We start from the raw sequence: 17082 nt of genomic DNA, 5'->3' as shown, positions 1-17082 counted from the left end.
TCTCCTCGCGGGGATCCGGGGCCCGGCCTAGAGACCCAGACCGGACTCCAGGTGTGCCAGCGCCCCGTCGATCTCGGCGGGCCCGTCCATGCCGGGGTCTCCCGCCCACTGCACCCAGACCATGGCCACCACGCCGAAGACCGCGCCGACGGCGTTCCGTATCCGCGGGTCGTCTCCGGCGCACCCGGCCTTGTCCGCCACGGCGGCGCAGACCTCGCCGATCAGGCCCGGGCTCCTGCGCAGGTTGGCGGCCAGGAGCTCGGGCACGGTGGCCGCGAACACCTCCCGCGCGCGCCCTGCGGCGATCTCCTCGGCGGACAGGGCGGCGAACGCCGCGCGGAACGCGCCGCGCAGCACGGTGACCGGCGCGCCCGGCGGCTGCGCGGCCAGCGCCTCGGTGAGGGGAGGGAAGCGGTCGAGGGCGACCAGGTCCTCCTTCGTCGGGAAGTAGCGGAAGAAGGTGGCGGGGGAGATCTCGGCCGCCGCGGCGATCTGCTCGACGGTGGTGGCGTGGTAGCCGCGCACGCGGAAGAGCCTGAACGCCTCGCGCAGGATCGCCTCCCTGGTCCTGGCCTTCTTGCGTTCACGCAGTCCCCTGTCAGCCATGCGCCGGATCCTACTGCGCACCGTAATGATGGTGTACTCTCATTTGAGAGTATACTATCAGATTTTTCCGCTCCGGCGGCCCGATCGACCGCCTCACCCGGACAACGGAGGTGCCCCTCATGGGCGACGACGTCAGCGGCCTGCACCACGTCGGCCACATCGTGCAGGACATGGACCAGGCGACGGAGCTGTACCGGCGGCTCGGCTTCACCGTGCCCGCGCCCGCCTACCCCGTCCTGCCGGCCGTCGCCGGAGGCCCCGCCGAGCCGTTCGGAGTGGCCAACACCCACGTGCACTTCCCCGGCAACTTCATCGAGCTGGTGGCCGTCATCGGCGACGGCGGCCGCATGCCCGGCCGGGCGCGCCCGATCCCGCTGCAGGTCCCCGACGACAAGCTGCCGGGGCTGAGGGCCGCCGTCCGCGCCACCGCGACCAACATCGCGTCCTTCCTGCGGCGCTTCCAGGGGGTGCACATCATGATCGCCGACACGCCCGACCTCGACCGCGTGGCCGCGCGGCTGACGGCCGGCGGCGTCGGCCACGGCGGCGTGCACGGCGTCCAGCGGCCCGTCGAGACCGGCACGGGGACCAGGATGGAGCCCGCCCGCTACCTGGAGGTCTCCCACCCCGGCCTGCCCCCGGGGCGCGTGCCGGAAGGCAGGGTCGGCTTCGCCGAGAACGCGCCGGTCGAGGCGCCCCGGGACCGGCGGCGCAGCGGGCATCCCAACGGCGCGACCGGACTGGCCGGATGCGTGCTGTGCGTCGCCGACACGGCGCTGCCCGAGCTGGAACGCCGCTACGGCGCCTACTTCGGCCGGGCGCGCGGCGGCCGGGCCCGCCACGGCCAGGTGGTGCGTTTCGACCGTGCGGGTGTCACCGCCGTGACCGCGTCGGCGCTCGCCGGCCTGCTGCCCGGTGAACGCCCGGCGGCCCTGCCGGCGTTCGTCGCCTACGCGGTGTCCGTTCTCGACCTCACCGCCACCGAGCGGCTCCTGCGCGGCAACGGCATCCCGGTCACCCGGACCGGTCCCGGAGAGGTCTTCGTGCCCGCCGGCTCCGCGCTGGGCGTCGCGATCGTCTTCCGCCAGGACGGGTGAGCCCCCTCCGCACCTCGCGCACCGGCGCCGCCGGTCCGGCATCCGGGGAGGGAGCGACTCCGGGCGGCGCGCGGCCGACCCGCCGGCGGCGGCGCCGGGAACGGCACGCGGAAACGACGGCGGCCCCGCCGCTCCCCGGTGGGGGAGGGCGGGGCCGGTCGGGGACCGGGAGGCCTCGGGCCTCAGGCGGTCACTACTGGATGGGCGGGTAGGCGTTCCTCAGCAGCTCCTGGAACTGGGCGGAGAACCACTGCCCGGAGATCGGGGCGTCCGGCAGCGCACCGGTCTTGTTGTGCTTGTTGCGCTCGTTGCCCTCGTAGGTCGGGTCGCACATCCGGTCGAAGCCCTTGCCCTCGTCGTTCTCGATGAACTTGCTGGAGCCGTCGGACTCGCCCGGCGGCTTGATCCAGACGTAGGCGTCGATGCCGGGCTCGGGGTTGGCCCGCGGCCGCTCACCGAGGCCCGCGCCGGACTGGTTGCACCAGTTGCCGGCGTGGATCCGGCGGTCGACGCGGGACTGGTTGACGAACTCGTCCACGTTCAGGGAGGTGCTGGCCTTGGTGGGCCGGTTCGGGCCGCCCCAGCCGTTGCGGGAGGTGTCGATGATCATGCCGATGTTCGAGTTGAACCCGCGCCGGATCAGCTCCTGCCGGAAGGCCTGGGCGAAGGAGAGCTCGTCGGCGTAGTAGTTCCAGTCGAGCCACTTGGACTGGCGGACGGTCTGGCCGTTGACGGTGGTGCTCGCGCTGAAGAAGGGCTCCTTCAGCGCCGAGTAGTTGGCGGTGTTGGTGATGAAGCCGTCGACGCTGTCGAAGCCGTCGGCGGTGCCTGCGACGGTGGTCGCGAACAGCTCGGCGGAGGGGCCGAAGTTCGTGTCCCAGCCCAGCCAGCCGTGGTGCCCGGCGTCGACGTAGTTGTAGACGTTCGGGATGGCGTGCAGCTTGTCCAGGGCGTAGCGGACGCCGTCGACGTAGGCGCCGGTGTTCTTGGCCTCCTGGCACTTGTCCACGTTGAGGTTGGTGACCAGGTTGGGCAGCGAGTCGATCTCGATGACCGTCACGATGCGCAGCGCCGCGTACTTCGGATCGTCCATGATGTCGGCGATCGGGTCGATGTACTCGTTCTTGTAGCGGTTCAGGCCGTTCTCCGCGATGCGGAGCTCACCGTTGGAGGCCAGGGCCGAGCAGTCGCGGTTGGGCAGGTTGTAGATGACGATCTGGATCGTCAGCGGCTTGCTCCCGTTGGCCTGGTCCTGCCGGACGGCCTCGTCGAGGTGCTCGCGCAGGCCCATGGCCGAGCCGGCGCCCTCGATGGCGGCGATGCGGTCCAGCCACACGCCGGTCGAGATGTCCGCCACCGCGTCACCGCCCGGCTCGGCGGCGGCCTTGGCCGACCAGTCGGGGTTGACGTAGCCGGTGGCGCCCTCGTACGGGTTGTCCACGTGCTCGCCGACCGGCGGCGTGTCGCCGTCGTTGTCCTCCTCGGTCGCGGTGACCGTGGCGCCGGTGTGGCCGGAGGCGGCGGCCGTGATGGTCGCGGTGCCGTTCGCCTCGTCGGAGTCCTCGGCCGCGGAGACCGTCACGTTCTGCGCGGTGTTCCAGTTGGAGGCGGTGAAGGTCAGCGTGGCGGGCCGGATGGTGATGTCGGAGTCGCCGGTCTTGCTCAGGTTGACCGTGACGTTGCCCGACGGGGCCTTGCTGAGCCTGAAGCCGACGGTCTTGCTGCCGCCCTCGGGCACGCCGACCGAGGCGGCGGAGGCCACGATCGACGCGGTGCCGCTGTCGCCGCCCACGGTGAACGGGACCGCGGCGCTCTCCTTGCTCAGCACCGGGCTGCCGTTGTCGTAGGCCTTGGCGGTGGCGGTGTGGGAGCCGGCGGCCAGTCCGGTGGCGGAGTGGGTGTAGGGGGCGCTGGTGTCGGTGCCCACCAGGTTGCCGTCGACGTAGAACTCGACCTTGCTGACCGCGCCGTCGTCGGAGGCCGTGGCGGCCAGCGGCACCGCCGCGCCCGCGGCGTGCGTGGAGCCGCTCGCCGGGCTGGTCAGGCTGACGGTCGGAGCCTGGTTCCCGGGCGTGCCGCCGTTGCACGCGACGCCGTTGACCGTGAAGTCGGTCGGCTTGGGGTTGGAGCCGCTCCACGAGCCGTTGAACCCGACGCTGGTGGAGGCGCCCGTGGCGAGCTTGCCGTTCCAGTCGAGGTTCTTCGCGGTGACCTTGGTGCCGTCCTGCGCCCAGGTGGCCGACCAGCCCTGCTGGAGCTTCTGGCCGCCGGTGAAGGTGAAGCCGAGGGTCCAGCCGTCCAGCGCGTCGCCGAGGTTCTTGATGGTGACGTTGGCGGTGAAGCCGCCCTGCCAGTCGTTGGTCGCGTAGGCGACGTCGCAGGCGACCGCCGCGTGGGCCGTCGCGGCCTGGCCGGTGGCCAGACCGGCGGCGGCCACCAGGAGGGCCGCCGTGGTCGCGGCCCGGTTCCGCCAGGCACGGCGGCGCGGGTGATCTGTCATGTCATCTCCAGACAAGGGGTGGGAGCGCTCCCATAGTCCGGATGTTTCCGGGATGTGTACAGCATGTTGCGCGGCCCGGACGGCCCGGTGACGACGGCTCCCTCCGTGACCTGAGCGAATGCCGTTCCGGTTCGATGAAAGTTTCAGCCGCCGGTCATCGGCGGCTGAAGTCCGGCAGCCGGTACCAGCCGGCGAAGCGCGCCCGGACGGTCAGGCTCCGCGCCCCCGCCGGGCTCCCGGGGACGGCGGGTTCCTCCCGTCCCACGAGCTTGATCGCCGGGTACGGCCGGCCGCCCCGCGCGCCCCTCCGGCGGGCGTCGCCCCCGGAGCCCCCGGAGCCCCCGGGGTCCCCGGGGTCCCCGGGGTCCCCGTACGCGCCGCCCCGGTGGAGGCCGCTGCCCCGGCCCGCGAGCCGACCGGCTCCGCCGGGTCCCGCGGGGAACCCCCCGGCCGGTCCCGCGGTGAGCTCCGCGGCAGGTCCCGCCGCGGACCCCGGGGCCGGCAGGGCACGCCCGCCCGTCCACCGGACCGAGGTCACCCCGAAGACCACCACGGTCCCGTCCTGGCGTGCCACGGCCACCGTGTCGTTGCGCCGGAGGGCGGGCAGCCGGGCGAAGACCCCGGGCCCGCGCGGACCCGGTCCGAGCGACCCGGAGATGACCGCCTGCCCCGGCTCGCCCGGGGCCGGGCTGCGCGGGTCCCAGCCGACGGGACCGGCCGCCCCCGCCGGCACCGGCGCACCGGCGGGACCCGGCGGCAGCAGGTCGCCGCGGATCACCGGGACGTCCACCCCGGCGCGCGGCACCACGACCGCCACCGGCTCCGCGCGGCGGGGCCTGCCGCGCAGCGGCTCGGGCCAGCCGTTCCCGCGCCGCCCCGCGGGGCGGGCCCCCGGGCCGCCGCCCTGCGGCCCCCGCTCCGGCGCCACCGCCGGGAAGTCCCGGGCGAGGTACCGGCCCGCCTCCGCCCGGTGTCCCCGCTCGTGGCAGCCCGTGGCCAGCAGTACGGCCCCGAGCGCCACCGCCCAGGCCGGCCCCCGGCGCCCCAGAGCACTCCTCGGCCGCGCCACGTCGTCCCGTCCCCGCTTCCCCGTCCCCGCGAGACATGATCTTGCTGACCCCCGCTACATACCCGGGGCCGCGGAGCGGGCCCGTCAAGGGCGGGTCAAAATCCCCACCGGTCCCCGGCGGGCGCCCACCGCAGGCGGGGGCCCCGCCTGCGGGCGGTCAGAGGTGCGCGGCGGCCATGGCGGCGCCGACGATCCCGGCCTCGTTGCGCAGCGCGGCCGGGACGACCCGGGAACGCACGCTGATCTTCGGCAGGAACTTGTCGGCCTTCTTGCTGACCCCGCCGCCGATGACGATCAGGGAGGGGGAGAACAGCATCTCGACGTGGCGGAGGTACTCCTCGACCCGCTCGGCCCACTCGTCCCAGCTCAGGTCGTGGCGCTCGCGGGCGCCGTCGGAGGCGCGCCGCTCGGCGTCCTTGCCGCGGATCTCCAGGTGACCGAGCTCGGTGTTGGGCACCAGGCGGCCGTCGACGAACAGGGCGCTGCCGATCCCGGTGCCGAAGGTCAGCATCAGCACGACCCCCGGCTCGCCCCTGGCGGCCCCGACCTCGACCTCGGCGAGCCCCGCCGCGTCGGCGTCGTTGAGCACCACCACCGGCCGCCCGGTCGCCGCGGAGAACAGCCCGCGCGCGTCCGCCCCGACCCACCGGGCGTCCACGTTCGCGGCCGTCAGGGTGGTCCCGTCCAGCACCACCCCGGGGAAGGTGATCCCGATCGGCCCGGTCCAGTCGAAGTGCCGGGCGATCCGCCCGACCACCTCGGCGACCGCCTCGGGCCCGGACGGGTCGGGGGTGGGGATGCGCAGCCGCTCCTCGGTCAGCTCGCCCTTCTCCACGTCCACCGGGGCGCCCTTGATCCCCGACCCCCCGATGTCGATTCCCAACGCTCGCATGGCATCCTCCTCGGTGCGCCCCCTACCCGTGAGGGCGGGCGGCAAAATCGTGTCACGGGCCCGTGCCGCCGCCCCGACGCCCGGCGCACGGGCGGGTCCGGCGCGGCCGGACTGCGGGGGTCCGGCGCGGCCGGGACCACGGCGGGATCCGGGGCGGCGGGGTCCGCGCGGCCGGGCGGCCCGGCCCTCAGGCGAGCTGGGCGCCCTGCAGCCCGGCGTACAGGCCGCGCAGCCGCATCAGCTCCTCGTGCGAGCCGACCTCCTCGATGCGCCCGTCGCGCATGACCACGATGCGGTCGGCGCCGCGGACGGTCGAGAGCCGGTGGGCGACGACGAAGACCGTGCGGCCGGCGACCAGCCGGGCCAGCGCCTGCTGCACCAGCGCCTCGGAGCGGGTGTCCAGGGCGGAGGTCGCCTCGTCCAGGATCAGCACCCGCGGGTCCCGGATGAGCGCGCGGGCGATGGCCAGGCGCTGCTTCTGCCCGCCCGACAGCCGGGCGCCCCGCTCCCCCACCACGGTGTCGAGCCCGTCGGGCAGCCGGTCGATGAACTCCAATGCGTTGGCGTCCCGCAGCGCCTGCCGTACCCGCTCCTCGGAGACGCCGGACAGGCCGTAGGTGACGTTCTCCCGGATGCTGCCCTCGAACAGGATGCACTCCTGCGGCACGACCGACAGGAACCTGCGGTAGCTGCGCAGGTCGATCTCCTCCATGTCGCGGCCGTCGAGCAGGATCCGCCCGGAGGTGGGCCGCAGGAAGCCGATGACGAGGCTGAGCACGGTGGACTTGCCCGCCCCGGACGGCCCGACCAGGGCGATCGTCTCGCCGGGCGCCACCTTCAGCGTGAAGCCGGTGACGGCGGGGGCCTGCTCGCCCTCCCCGTAGGAGAAGGCGACGTCGCGGAACTCCACCTCGCCTCGGACGGAGTCCACCGTGGCCTTGCCCGCGTTCTGCTCCAGGTCGGGGGCCTGGAGCACCTCGCCGACCGAGCGCACGGACGCCAGGCCCTTGCTGATCACCGGGGTCAGGCTGAGCAGCGACGTGACCGCCGAGGTGAGCGTGGCGAAGAAGGTGCTCAGCATGAACACGTCCCCCGCCGTGATCGGGATGACCTCGTAGTAGGCGACGAGCGCGGCCCCGGCCAGCACGGCCGCGCCGAGCGCGTTGAGCAGGATCCAGGCCAGCGCGCCGAAGCTGCCGTTGAGCAGGTCGAGCCGGAGCCCCTTGCGCAGCACCCGGGTCAGCGTGCCGTCCACCCGGTGCAGCGCGTCCTGCTCCAGGCCGTGCGCGCGGGTGATCGGGATCAGCGTGGTCATCTCGCTGACCCGCGCGGACAGCCGCTCGACCTCGCGGCGGAAGCTCTCGTTGTCCTCCCGCAGCCGGGCGCGGAGCTTCATGACCAGGAACGCGGCGGCGGGCACGACCAGCAGGAAGACGGGCAGGGCCGCGGGCACCTGGAAGGCGATCACCACCAGGCCCCCGGCCAGCGTGGTCAGCGCCGACAGCCCCATGTCGCCGGTCTGCTGGGTGGTCTGCTCGATGTTCTCCACGTCGCGGATGACCTTGGTCTGCAGCACGGCGGCGCTGACCCGCGAGTGGTAGCCGATGGACAGGTGCTGCATGCGGCGGCAGAGCGCCGAGCGCAGGTCCGTGCCCACCCGCCGGATCGCCCCGTGCAGGCAGCGGACGTACAGCAGGTGGAGGGGATAGTTGAGCAGCAGCAGGGCCAGCAGCACCGCCGCGTTGACCCACAGCTGCGCGATCGGCCGGTGGTCGACCACCACGTTCACGATGTTGGCGGTGATCAGCGGCAGGATCCAGACGGGACTGTGCTTGACCAGGAAGGCGAGGACCGCCACGAGCAGCCGGAGGCGGTCCTGCCTGAAGAGGTAGACGAGTGTGCGGACGGGGTGCTCGCCCCGGTAGCGATGATCGAGAGCGCCGACCACGAATCCCCCAAACAAGGATAGATCTTGACGCTATCCTTCCTTATGGGGATTTACCGTACATTCCGCCCCCGCTCCGGCCGCGCCCCGGCCTCGCCTCCGGCCGTGCCCCGGCCCTCCCGGAGTCCCTTACGGGAGCCGCCCCGGTGAGCGCTCAGACGGTGTACGGCCGGGCGGCCCGCGCCTCGCGCAGGGCGGTCCCCCACCAGATGAGCTGGTCCAGCAGCACCTTGGCCGCGCCGTTGACGCCCGCCGCGTCGAGCGGCTCGCCCCGCTCGTCGAAGCGGGTCTCCACCCGGTGGAAGCTCACCGTGTCCCGGAGGGTCACCACGTGCAGCTCGGCGAAGACGAGCCGGAGCTGCTCGACGGCCCGCAGGCCGCCGGACTGCCCGCCGTACGAGACGAACCCTGCCGGTTTGGCGGCCCACTCCCGGCGGACCGCGTCGACGGCCAGCTTGAGAGCGGCCGGGTAGGCGTGGTTGTACTCCGGAGTGATCACCACGAAGCCGTCGGCGGCGCCGATCCGCCCGGCGAGGGCACGGGTGGCCGCGTCGGTCCCCGTCTCCGGAGAGGCCGGGTGGAGCGGCGGGAGCGGGATGCGGTTGAGGTCGACGACGTCCAGCCGGAGGTCCGTGCGCCGCCCGGCCTGCCCGAGGAACCACCGGGTCACGTTCGCGCCGGAGCGGCCCTCCGGACTGGTGGCGGTGATCACTGCGATGTCGAGCATGGAGGTCTCCCGGCTGTACGGCGTTGCGTCCGCCAGAATGCGACCTCAAGTGCGCTCGAGGTCAACTCGGGGGCACCGTCCGCCGCCGGACGGCCCCGCCCTGCGCCGGTGACCGGACGGGCTCACCCGGTCTCGGTGACCTTCCCGGCCTCGGCGTGCAGGTGCCGGGTGGTCCGCACGGCCTGCAGCATGCGGCGGTCGTGGGTGACCAGCAGGAGCGTGCCGGGGTAGGCGGCGAGCGCCGACTCCAGCTGCTCGATGGCGGGCAGGTCCAGGTGGTTGGTCGGCTCGTCGAGGACGAGCAGGTTCACCCCCCGCGCCTGGAGCAGGGCGAGCGCGGCCCGGGTGCGCTCGCCCGGCGAGAGGGTGGCGGCGGGGCGGAGCACGTGCGCCGCGCGCAGGCCGAACTTGGCCAGCAGCGTGCGCGCGTCGGCCGGGGGCATGTCCCCCGCGGCCGTCCGGAAGGCGTCCAGCAGGGGATCGCCCGAGTCGAACAGGCCGCGCGCCTGGTCCACCTCGCCGACGACCACGCCGGGCCCGAGGGAGGAGTGGCCCTCCGCGAGCGGGATCCGGCCGAGCAGCGCGCCCAGCAGCGTCGTCTTGCCCGAGCCGTTGGCCCCGGTGATCGCCACCCGCTCGGCCCAGCCGATCTGGAGGTCCACCGGGCCGAGCGTGAACGCGCCGCGCCGGACGACGGCCTCGCGCAGCGTCGCGACGACCGCCCCCGCCCGGGGCGCCGCGGCGATCTCCATGCGCAGCTCCCACTCCTTGCGGGGCTCCTCGACCACTTCCAGCCGCTCGATCAGCCGCTCGGTCTGGCGGGCCTTGGCGGCCTGCTTCTCGGTCGTCTCGACGCGCGCGTTGCGGCCGATCTTGTCGTTGTCGCTCATCTTGCGCCGGGCGTTCCTGACCCCCTTCTCCATCCAGTTGCGCTGGGTCAGGGCGCGGGCCTTGAGCTCGGCGACGGTCTCGGCGTACTCCTCGTACTGCTCGCGGGCGTGCCGGCGGGCGGTCTCGCGCTCGGCGAGATAGGCCTCGTAGCCGCCGCCGTAGGCGCGCACCCGCCGCTGGGCGAGGTCGAGTTCGACGATGCGGTTCGCGGTCCGGGCCAGGAACTCGCGGTCGTGGCTGACCAGCACCGTCCCCGCCCGCAGGCCGGTGACGAAGCGCTCGAGCCGCTCCAGGCCGTCGAGGTCGAGGTCGTTGGTGGGCTCGTCGAGCAGGAACACGTCGTAGCGGCTGAGCAGCAGGGAGGCCATGCCCGCTCGGGCGGCCTGGCCACCGGACAGGGCCGTCATCGGCCGGTCGAGCTCCACCGCCAGGCCGAGCTCGGCGACGACCGCCTCGGCCCGCTCCTCCAGGTCGGCGCCGCCCAGGGCCAGCCAGCGCTCCAGGGCCGCCGCGTAGGCGTCGTCGGCCCCGGGGCGGCTCTCGACCAGCCCCTCGGTGGCGGCGTCCAGGGCTCGCTGCGCCTCGGCCACCCCGGTGCGCCGGGCCAGGAACGCCGCGACCGTCTCGCCGGGGCGGCGCTCGCGCTCCTGCGGCAGGTAGCCGACCGCGGCGGTGGGCGGGCTGAGCCGTACGGCGCCGTTCTCCGGCGGGAGCAGGCCGGCCAGGATGCGCAGCAGGGTGGACTTGCCGGCCCCGTTCGCCCCGACCAGGCCGATGACGTCGCCGGGGGCGATGACGAGGTCCAGTCCGGAGAACAGGGAACGGTCGCCGTGCCCGGCGGCGAGGTCCTTGACGACGACGGTGGCGCTCATGGGAGGAACGCTATCCGCCCCCGGCATGGAGACCGAACGGTTTTCCGGGCCTCGCGCGATCCGTATTCCCGACAAATCAGACAGTCTCCAGAATTTTTCGGTCCTGCGGTCCGCCCGGTAAAGAGCCGGTCAACCTGCGGCCGCGTCACCGAAACGTGATCAAACGGATACTTGACCCCTGGTTTATACATCCTTTGCTGAACCTTCTCCGGCGCGACCGCGTGTTAACCGGATGGAGGCGATCACCCGAGCGTCGCCTCCGAAGCAACGGGGAAAGGAACAGCCTTGTTCAAGAAGATCGCCGCAGGCGCCCTGGCCACGGCCGCGGGAGCGTCCCTGCTCATGACGGCGGGAGCCGGTACGGCCTCCGCTGCCCGGGCCGACCTCAGCGTGAACATCTCCGAGGTCAGCCCGAACCCCGTCGTCGTCCGGGGCGACCGGGACGCGCGGGTGACGATCGAGATCCGCACCACCGAGGCGGAGCGCGTCGAGCTCCGGCTCCGGCCGGACACCGACGCCCCCCACACCCTCAAGGCGAAGGAGCCCGAGCTCGTCCGCGAGGGTGAGCTGTGGCGCTTCGTCACCAGCTTCGACAAGTCCGACTACCGGGGCCGGTGGATCGCCATCGCCGACGCCTACGGCAAGGACGGCAAGAAGCTGACCGACACCGCCGGTTTCACCGTCAAGCACGTGCGGCCGCACGTCAGGCGGGCCGACACCCGCCTGACCGGCTTCAACGCCTCCCCGGAGCCGGTCCGCAAGGGTCGCACGATCTACTTCTCCGGCCGCCTGCAGGCCCGTGACGGCTGGGACTGGCGCGGCGTGCGCAACGAGGAGGTCGAGATCTACTTCCGGCCCAGCGGCTCCCACGGCTGGAAGTACGTGACCTCCGCCGACACCCGCTGGGACGGTCGCTTCAGCGCCCGGACCCGTGCGTCCCGCACCGGCGAGTTCCGCGCCGTCTTCGACGGCGACCGCAGACTCGACGACAGCTCCAGCCGTCCCGACCGCGTCAAGGTCACCGGCTGGTACCGCTTCCGGTGACCGGAGCGGCGGCCGGCCCCCCGGTGACCGGCCGCCGCCCCGGGTGACCGCCGTTCCCGGCGGACGTCCGCTCCGGCGCCGGTCGCGCCTCCACGGGGCCGGCGCCGCCTGCTTTTCCTCTCCCGCGGGCAGTGCGGCGGCACGTGACACGCGTGAGGGAGGTGAGACGACGATGCCCGGCGACTTCTACGACTACTTCTCCGCGCTCGACGAGGAGGAGCGGGAGACCGTGCTGCGGGTGCGGGAGTTCATGGCCGACCGGGTCGCTCCGGTGGCCGACGGGGCGTGGACCAGCGCCCGCTGGTCGCGGACGGGGACGGGGACGGGACGGCCCGGGCCGCCGGGTACGGCCCGCGCCGCCCGATCAGGACGGCCGCCGGGCCGGGACGGTCACGGGGTCAGGACGACGGGCCCATGTCCGGCTCGGGCGCCCGGGTCCCCTCCTCCCCCTCCTCCTCCGGAGGCGAGGGCACGACCGGGTCCGCCGGGATCGGCCGGTCGGGGAAGGTGGTGTCGGCGCCGGAGCGCTCCGCCACCGTCCGGGTCTCGCCCACCGCCGCGTCCGGCGCGGTGGGCGGCGCGTCGCTCTCCGGTGACCGTCCGCCGCCCGCCTCCCCCTGCGGCTTCGGGGGCTCGGGTGAAGGTGTCTCGACAGGATCGTGTTGCTCGGTCATACCGTCCCCCTCCCCCGGAGGAGGGGCATCATGCCCGCCGGCCGCCGGGACGGGGATCCCGGCGGGCACGGGGCACGGGCCTCGGCGGGCCTCAGCCGGGCAGGGCCTCGTGGCCGGGCCGGCCGCGGCTGCGGCGGCGCTCCTTCATCTCCGCCTCGTAGAGGTGGCGGCGGCCTCCCGCCAGCTCGTTCCTGATCCGCTCCTCCAGGTCGAGGAAGCAGCGGCGGTAGCCGTCGTCGTAGTCCTCGACGATCTGGAAGGTCCACCGGCCCTCGATCACGTTGCGCCCGATCAGCTCGGTGGAGACGGCGTCGGCCTGCTCGTGGTGCCCGGCCGCGCGCAGCAGCTCCACCGCCTCGTCGAGCATCAGGTCGGAGCGGCCGGTCAACTGGTGGAAGGCGTACAGGTGCCCGCGCGCCCGCTCGGCCGTCTCCAGCGCCTCGGACAGCTTTCCCAGGGCCTCGACGGTGGCGTCGTCGACGCCTGCGGGTCTGCGGTGCGCCTCGTCGGGGCGGTCGTCGCTCTCGCTCATGCAGGCGCCGTTACCCGGGGCGGCCGCCGGTATTCCGGCCCGCCCCGCCGGATCGGACGGGCGGGGACCAGGGTGCGCCCCGCCGGATCGGACGGGCGGGATCCGGGGATCCGCGGCGGCCCGGATCCGGAAGGGCCGGAGCGGCGCGGGACGGTTCCGCCCCCGCCCGGAGGCCGGGTGGGTCCGGGCAGGGGCGGACGGGGACGGCGCGCCGTACGGGCAGGTCAGCGCGTGGTGGCCTCGATGAGCTTGCGGCGCTGCTGGGCGCCGAGCCCGCCCAGGCGGCGGGCCTCGTCCACGTCGGCCTGCGCCATCAGCTGGGCCGCCTTCACGCTGCCCACACCGGGCAGGGCGCGCAGCGCCTGGGAGACCTTGATGCGCTTGGCGATCTCATCGTCCCGCTCGAGCAGTTCCTTGAAGGTGACCGCCCCGGACCTGACGTCGGCCAGCAGCTTGGCGCGGGCGGCCCGCGTCTCGGCGGCCTTGGCGAGGGCGGCCTTGCGCTGCTCGGGGGTGAGGGTGGGGAGAGCCACGTTTTTCTCCTTCATCGATGGGGTTTGAGAATCCTGCTACCCACGACGATCAGGGTATTCATTCTTTTTGCGACAAGAAGCCCGGCGTCCGGCCCGTCCGCCCGCCGGGTGTACGGCGGGACGCCTCGGGTAGTGGATATTCCACTACAGAACGCATCGAGGTGGTAACGCATGGCACTGGTCACCCGTGACGACGTCCGCAGGCTGCTGGAGTCCCCCGACCCCGGCGCGACGCTGGTCCTGGTGGAGGGCAGGTGCGCCGTGCTGCCCGAGGGGCGGGCCGAGGGGCTCGTGCTCGTCAGCCGCCGCGACCTCGACCCCGGACTCGCCGACGGCGGCCAGGACGACCGGCGGCTCGACCAGCTGGCCGACCGGCTCGACGGCATGGCCCGCGACCTCGGCGCCTGAGCGTCCGGCGGCCGGGCGGAGTTCGCAAGCAGGGATCGGGGGGAGCCGCTGTGCAGGAGTTCGACGCCTCCGCCTACGGGCGCAGGAGCGCCGACGTCTACGACTCCGTCGTCGACGACATCATCGGCGAGTCGTCCACGGCGCTCGCGGTGGACCGCCTGCACGAGCTCGCCGAGGGCGGCCGCGTCCTGGAGTTCGGCATCGGCACCGGCCGCCTGGCCCTGCCCCTGGCCGCCCGGGGGCTGGCCGTCGCGGGCATCGACGCCTCCGCGGAGATGCTCGGCGTCCTGCGCGGCAAACCCGGCGGCGACCGCATCCCGGTGGCCGTGGGCGACTTCTCCACCACGCGGGTGGACGGGGAGTTCAGCCTGGTCGTGCTCGCCTACAACACGGTCTTCGCGCTGCCCTCGCAGGAGGCGCAGGTCGCCTGCTTCCGCAACGCCGCCGCCCACCTGCGGCCCGGCGGCCGGTTCGTGGTCGAGGCGTGGGTGCCCGACCCCGGGGCGTTCCGCGGCCGCTCGTCGCTCCGGCTGCTCTCGCTCTCGGAGGACCGGGTCGTCATCGAGGCGGCGCGGCTGCTGCCCGCCGAGCAGCTGATGCACACCACCAAGCTCGTCCTGACCTCCGGAGAGGTGCGGCTGCTGCCCGCCAACCACCGCTACGCCTGGCCCGCCGAGCTGGACCTGATGGCCCGCATGGCCGGGATGGAGCGCGAGCACCGCTGGTCCGACTGGACCGGCGCCGCCTTCACCGACGACAGCCCGGCCCACGTGTCGGTCTACCACCTGTGATCCGTTCGTTCCCCTCACCGTTCTTCACTGGAGTCCGTGATGCAGCTGCCCCTGCCCCGAGGTCCGATCACCGCCCGGCTCTTCGACGCGCTGACACGCCCGCCGCACGCGTTCGAACCCGCGGTCCCGGACTCCCCGCGCCCGGCGCTGGACGACGACGACCTCCAGCTCGCGCTCTTCGCCTGCTACGAGCTGCACTACCGGGGCTTCGACGAGGTGGACGACCGCTGGGAGTGGGACCCCTCGCTGCTGCGGCTCCGCCAGGCGCTGGAGCTGCGTTTCGAGCGGGGTCTCGCGGAGGCGGTGCCGCGCCCGCCCGCCGTACCGCCCGCGCAGCTGCGCCGGGCCCTGACCGAGCTGGTGGCCGCCGCGGACCGCGACGGGCCGCAGCTGTCGGCGTTCCTGCAGCACCGGGCCGGCCTGGAGCAGTTCAGGGAGTTCGTCGTGCACCGCTCGGTCTACCACCTCAAGGAGGCCGACCCGCACACGTGGGCGATCCCCCGGCTGCACGGCCGCGCCAAGGCCGCCCTGGTGGAGATCCAGTCGGACGAGTACGGCTGCGGCCGGCTGGAGCGCATGCACGCCGAGCTGTTCCGGGCCACCATGCGCGGGCTGGACCTGGACGACTCCTACGGCGCCTACCTCGACCGGATCCCGGCCGTCACGCTGGCGATCGGCAACGCCATGTCGCTGTTCGGCCTGCACCGGCGGCACCGGGGGGCGCTGCTGGGACACCTGGCGGCCTTCGAGATGACCTCCTCGCTGCCCAACCTCCGCTACAGCCGCGGCCTGCGCCGGCTGGGCGGCGACGGCACGGCCCGCCGCTTCTACGACGAGCACGTGCAGGCCGACGCCGTGCACGAGCAGATCGCCCTGAACGACATGTGCGGCTCCTTCGCCGCCGACCATCCCGCGCTGACCGGCGACGTCCTGTACGGCGCCGCCTGCGCGCTGGCCCTCGACCGCCGCTTCGCCGAGCACGTCCTGGCGCGCTGGCAGGAGGGGGACACGTCGCTGCGCGAGGCCGGGCTGGCGGTGGGCCTGCCGTGACCGCCCCCCTCTCCCCCGCCTCCGGACCCGGGCACCACCCCGCCTCCGGCCCTGGTCCCGTCCCCGGCACCGGACCCGTCCCCGGCACCGGACCCGTTCGCGGCACCGGACCGGCCGGCCGGCCCGCGCCCGCCACCGGTCCCGGTCCCGCCCCCACTCCCGCCCCCACTCCCGCCCCCGGTCTCGACTACGTGCTCCCGCTGCGCTGGGCGGAGGACTCCGGCCTGGACGAACTGACCGGCTACCTGCGCCGACTGCGCCGGCACACGCGCGTCATCGTCGTCGACGGCTCACCGGAGGAGCTGTTCGAGCGGCACGCCCGCCGCTGGCGCGGGCTCGTCACGCACCTGCGGCCCGACCCCGACCTGGACTTCGCCAACGGCAAGGTCTCCGGGGTCGTCACCGGGATGCGCCGGGCCACCGCCGAGCACGTGGTCATCGCCGACGACGACGTGCGCTACGACGCGGCGGCCCTGGCCCGCCTGCGCGCCCTGCTGGACGAGGCCGACCTGGTCCGCCCGCAGAACCACTTCGACCCGCTGCCCTGGCACGCCCGCTGGGACACCGCCCGCACGCTGCTCAACCGGGGCCTGTCGGCGGACTACCCCGGGACGTTCGGGGTGCGCCGCTCCACCTTCGAGCGGATGGGCGGCTACGACGGGAACGTGCTCTTCGAGAACCTGGAGCTCGTCCGCACGGTCCGCGCCTGGGGCGGGCGCGAGCTGCGCCCGCTCGACCTGTACGTCCGCCGCCTGCCGCCGGACGCGGCGCGCTTCTGGTCGCAGCGCGTGCGGCAGGCCTACGACGACCTGGCGCAGCCCGCCCGGATGGCCTTCTTCCTGTCCGTCCTGCCCGCCCTGGCCGCCGCGCTGCTGCGCCGCCGCCACCGCGCGGTCCTGGCGGGGGCGGGGCTGGCGGTGGGCCTGGCCGAGATCGGCAGGCGGCGGGCCGGCGGGCGGCGGGTCTTCCCCTTCGGCGCCTCGCTGTTCGCGCCGGTGTGGATCCTGGAGCGGGCGGTCTGCAGCTGGCTGGCGCTGGCCGCCCGGCTCACCCGCGGCGGCGTCCCCTACGCCGGGCGCCGGCTGCGGACGGCTGCGCACCCGGTCCGGTGGATCGCCGAGCACCGCCTCGGCGGCGGCGCCCGGGGCCGTCAGTCCGGCCGGTCGGGCTCGCCCCCGGCCCGGAACCCGGCCGCCTTGTGGGAGCCGTCGCAGAACGGCTTGACCGCCGAGAGCCCGCAGCGGCACAGCGCCACCGTCGCCCTGCCGGGGTCCACCGGCCGGCCGTCCTGAGTCAGCAGCGTGAACGGGCCCCGCAGCAGCAGCGGCCCGTCCTCGCACGTGGTCACCGTGACCGTATAGTCCGTTTCATCACGCATGCCGGGCACAGTGCCCGGCATGCGCGGACTTACTCCTCGCCGCTCCCGTCCGGCCCGTCACCTCCGTCCGGTG

16 protein-coding genes and 1 pseudogene are annotated in these 17082 nt (G+C 74.2%); 6 read left to right on the top strand and 11 right to left on the bottom strand.

Annotated elements, in window-relative coordinates; genetic code table 11:
- Positions 1-27: 27 nt before the first annotated feature.
- Positions 28-606 (bottom strand): TetR family transcriptional regulator, encoded by a 579-nt coding sequence (locus ABD823_RS15865; protein ID WP_344860206.1) that lies wholly within the window; start codon positions 604-606, stop codon positions 28-30.
- A 119-nt stretch (positions 607-725) separates the two neighbouring features.
- Between ABD823_RS15865 and ABD823_RS15860 the strand changes: the two genes are divergently transcribed.
- Entirely contained in the window at positions 726-1703 is a 978-nt protein-coding gene (locus ABD823_RS15860) for a VOC family protein (protein ID WP_344860204.1), read from the top strand.
- Positions 1704-1896: 193 nt separating this feature from the next.
- On the opposite strand, the gene ABD823_RS15855 is transcribed toward ABD823_RS15860, so the two are convergent.
- From ABD823_RS15855 to ABD823_RS15830, 6 genes are all read right to left on the bottom strand, one after another.
- Positions 1897-4203 carry a glycoside hydrolase family 6 protein gene (locus tag ABD823_RS15855; RefSeq protein WP_344860202.1) on the bottom strand — a complete coding sequence of 769 codons (2307 nt, stop codon included), beginning with the start codon at positions 4201-4203 and terminating at the stop codon, positions 1897-1899.
- A gap of 154 nt (positions 4204-4357) precedes the next feature.
- Positions 4358-5272 (bottom strand): class F sortase, encoded by a 915-nt coding sequence (locus ABD823_RS15850; protein WP_344860200.1) that lies wholly within the window; start codon positions 5270-5272, stop codon positions 4358-4360.
- A 157-nt stretch (positions 5273-5429) separates the two neighbouring features.
- On the bottom strand, positions 5430-6164 hold the full coding sequence (gene ppgK, locus ABD823_RS15845) for a polyphosphate--glucose phosphotransferase (RefSeq protein WP_344860198.1): 735 nt from the start codon (positions 6162-6164) through the stop codon (positions 5430-5432).
- Positions 6165-6351: 187 nt separating this feature from the next.
- Positions 6352-8127, bottom strand: coding sequence for an ABC transporter ATP-binding protein (locus tag ABD823_RS15840; protein WP_344860196.1), 1776 nt, complete (start codon positions 8125-8127; stop codon positions 6352-6354).
- A gap of 136 nt (positions 8128-8263) precedes the next feature.
- Positions 8264-8836, bottom strand: a complete 573-nt coding sequence (locus ABD823_RS15835) for an NADPH-dependent FMN reductase (protein ID WP_344860194.1) — start codon at positions 8834-8836, stop codon at positions 8264-8266.
- Between the two features lie 122 nt (positions 8837-8958).
- Entirely contained in the window at positions 8959-10599 is a 1641-nt protein-coding gene (locus ABD823_RS15830; RefSeq protein WP_344860192.1) for an ABC-F family ATP-binding cassette domain-containing protein, read from the bottom strand.
- A gap of 285 nt (positions 10600-10884) precedes the next feature.
- On the opposite strand from ABD823_RS15830, the gene ABD823_RS15825 reads away from it, so the two are divergent.
- Complete coding sequence (locus tag ABD823_RS15825) at positions 10885-11643, top strand: hypothetical protein (RefSeq protein ID WP_344860191.1); 759 nt, start codon at positions 10885-10887, stop codon at positions 11641-11643.
- 398 nt (positions 11644-12041) lie between these two features.
- Here the strand turns inward: ABD823_RS15825 and ABD823_RS15820 are convergent, their stop codons facing one another.
- The 3 genes from ABD823_RS15820 to mihF all read right to left on the bottom strand — a co-directional run bounded on the left by ABD823_RS15820 (position 12042) and on the right by mihF (position 13382).
- On the bottom strand, positions 12042-12317 hold the full coding sequence (locus ABD823_RS15820; RefSeq protein WP_344860189.1) for a hypothetical protein: 276 nt from the start codon (positions 12315-12317) through the stop codon (positions 12042-12044).
- 91 nt (positions 12318-12408) lie between these two features.
- Complete coding sequence (locus ABD823_RS15815) at positions 12409-12849, bottom strand: hypothetical protein (protein WP_344860188.1); 441 nt, start codon at positions 12847-12849, stop codon at positions 12409-12411.
- A gap of 224 nt (positions 12850-13073) precedes the next feature.
- Entirely contained in the window at positions 13074-13382 is a 309-nt protein-coding gene (gene mihF / locus ABD823_RS15810; protein ID WP_344860186.1) for an integration host factor, actinobacterial type, read from the bottom strand.
- Positions 13383-13553: 171 nt separating this feature from the next.
- Here mihF and ABD823_RS15805 point away from each other — a divergent pair, with 171 nt between their 5' ends.
- From ABD823_RS15805 to ABD823_RS15790, 4 genes are read left to right on the top strand one after another with little or no spacing between them, the layout of a single operon-like run.
- Positions 13554-13790 (top strand): hypothetical protein, encoded by a 237-nt coding sequence (locus ABD823_RS15805; protein WP_344860185.1) that lies wholly within the window; start codon positions 13554-13556, stop codon positions 13788-13790.
- A 50-nt stretch (positions 13791-13840) separates the two neighbouring features.
- The gene (locus ABD823_RS15800) at positions 13841-14581 is read left to right on the top strand and encodes a class I SAM-dependent DNA methyltransferase (protein WP_344860183.1); all 741 of its coding nucleotides are present in this window, start codon (positions 13841-13843) and stop codon (positions 14579-14581) included.
- Between the two features lie 39 nt (positions 14582-14620).
- A complete protein-coding gene (locus tag ABD823_RS15795; protein ID WP_344860244.1) occupies positions 14621-15631 on the top strand; it encodes an iron-containing redox enzyme family protein in 1011 nt (336 codons plus the stop codon).
- Positions 15628-16923 (top strand): glycosyltransferase family 2 protein, encoded by a 1296-nt coding sequence (locus ABD823_RS15790; RefSeq protein ID WP_344860182.1) that lies wholly within the window; start codon positions 15628-15630, stop codon positions 16921-16923. The genes ABD823_RS15795 and ABD823_RS15790 overlap by 4 nt, the downstream gene beginning before the upstream one ends.
- Here the strand turns inward: ABD823_RS15790 and ABD823_RS15785 are convergent.
- Positions 16887-17009, bottom strand: a pseudogene (locus tag ABD823_RS15785) (hypothetical protein); the annotation flags it as partial. The gene ABD823_RS15790 and the pseudogene ABD823_RS15785 sit on opposite strands and share 37 nt — an antisense overlap.
- Between the last annotated feature and the right edge of the window lie 73 nt (positions 17010-17082).

Source organism: Planomonospora alba, from assembly GCF_039534085.1.
In the GTDB taxonomy this organism is placed as follows: Bacteria; Actinomycetota; Actinomycetes; order Streptosporangiales; family Streptosporangiaceae; genus Planomonospora_B; species Planomonospora_B alba.
This window is presented reverse-complemented; position numbering and strand designations above follow the sequence as displayed.

Coding starts and splice junctions, on each gene's coding strand:
- ABD823_RS15835 (WP_344860194.1), bottom strand. CDS start 8,836: ATGCTCGACATCGCAGTGATCACCGCCACCAGTCCGGAGGGCCGCTCC.
- ABD823_RS15830 (WP_344860192.1), bottom strand. CDS start 10,599: ATGAGCGCCACCGTCGTCGTCAAGGACCTCGCCGCCGGGCACGGCGAC.
- ABD823_RS15855 (WP_344860202.1), bottom strand. CDS start 4,203: ATGACAGATCACCCGCGCCGCCGTGCCTGGCGGAACCGGGCCGCGACC.
- ppgK (WP_344860198.1), bottom strand. CDS start 6,164: ATGCGAGCGTTGGGAATCGACATCGGGGGGTCGGGGATCAAGGGCGCC.
- ABD823_RS15860 (WP_344860204.1), top strand. CDS start 726: ATGGGCGACGACGTCAGCGGCCTGCACCACGTCGGCCACATCGTGCAG.
- ABD823_RS15865 (WP_344860206.1), bottom strand. CDS start 606: ATGGCTGACAGGGGACTGCGTGAACGCAAGAAGGCCAGGACCAGGGAG.
- ABD823_RS15820 (WP_344860189.1), bottom strand. CDS start 12,317: ATGACCGAGCAACACGATCCTGTCGAGACACCTTCACCCGAGCCCCCG.
- ABD823_RS15795 (WP_344860244.1), top strand. CDS start 14,621: ATGCAGCTGCCCCTGCCCCGAGGTCCGATCACCGCCCGGCTCTTCGAC.
- ABD823_RS15805 (WP_344860185.1), top strand. CDS start 13,554: ATGGCACTGGTCACCCGTGACGACGTCCGCAGGCTGCTGGAGTCCCCC.
- ABD823_RS15815 (WP_344860188.1), bottom strand. CDS start 12,849: ATGAGCGAGAGCGACGACCGCCCCGACGAGGCGCACCGCAGACCCGCA.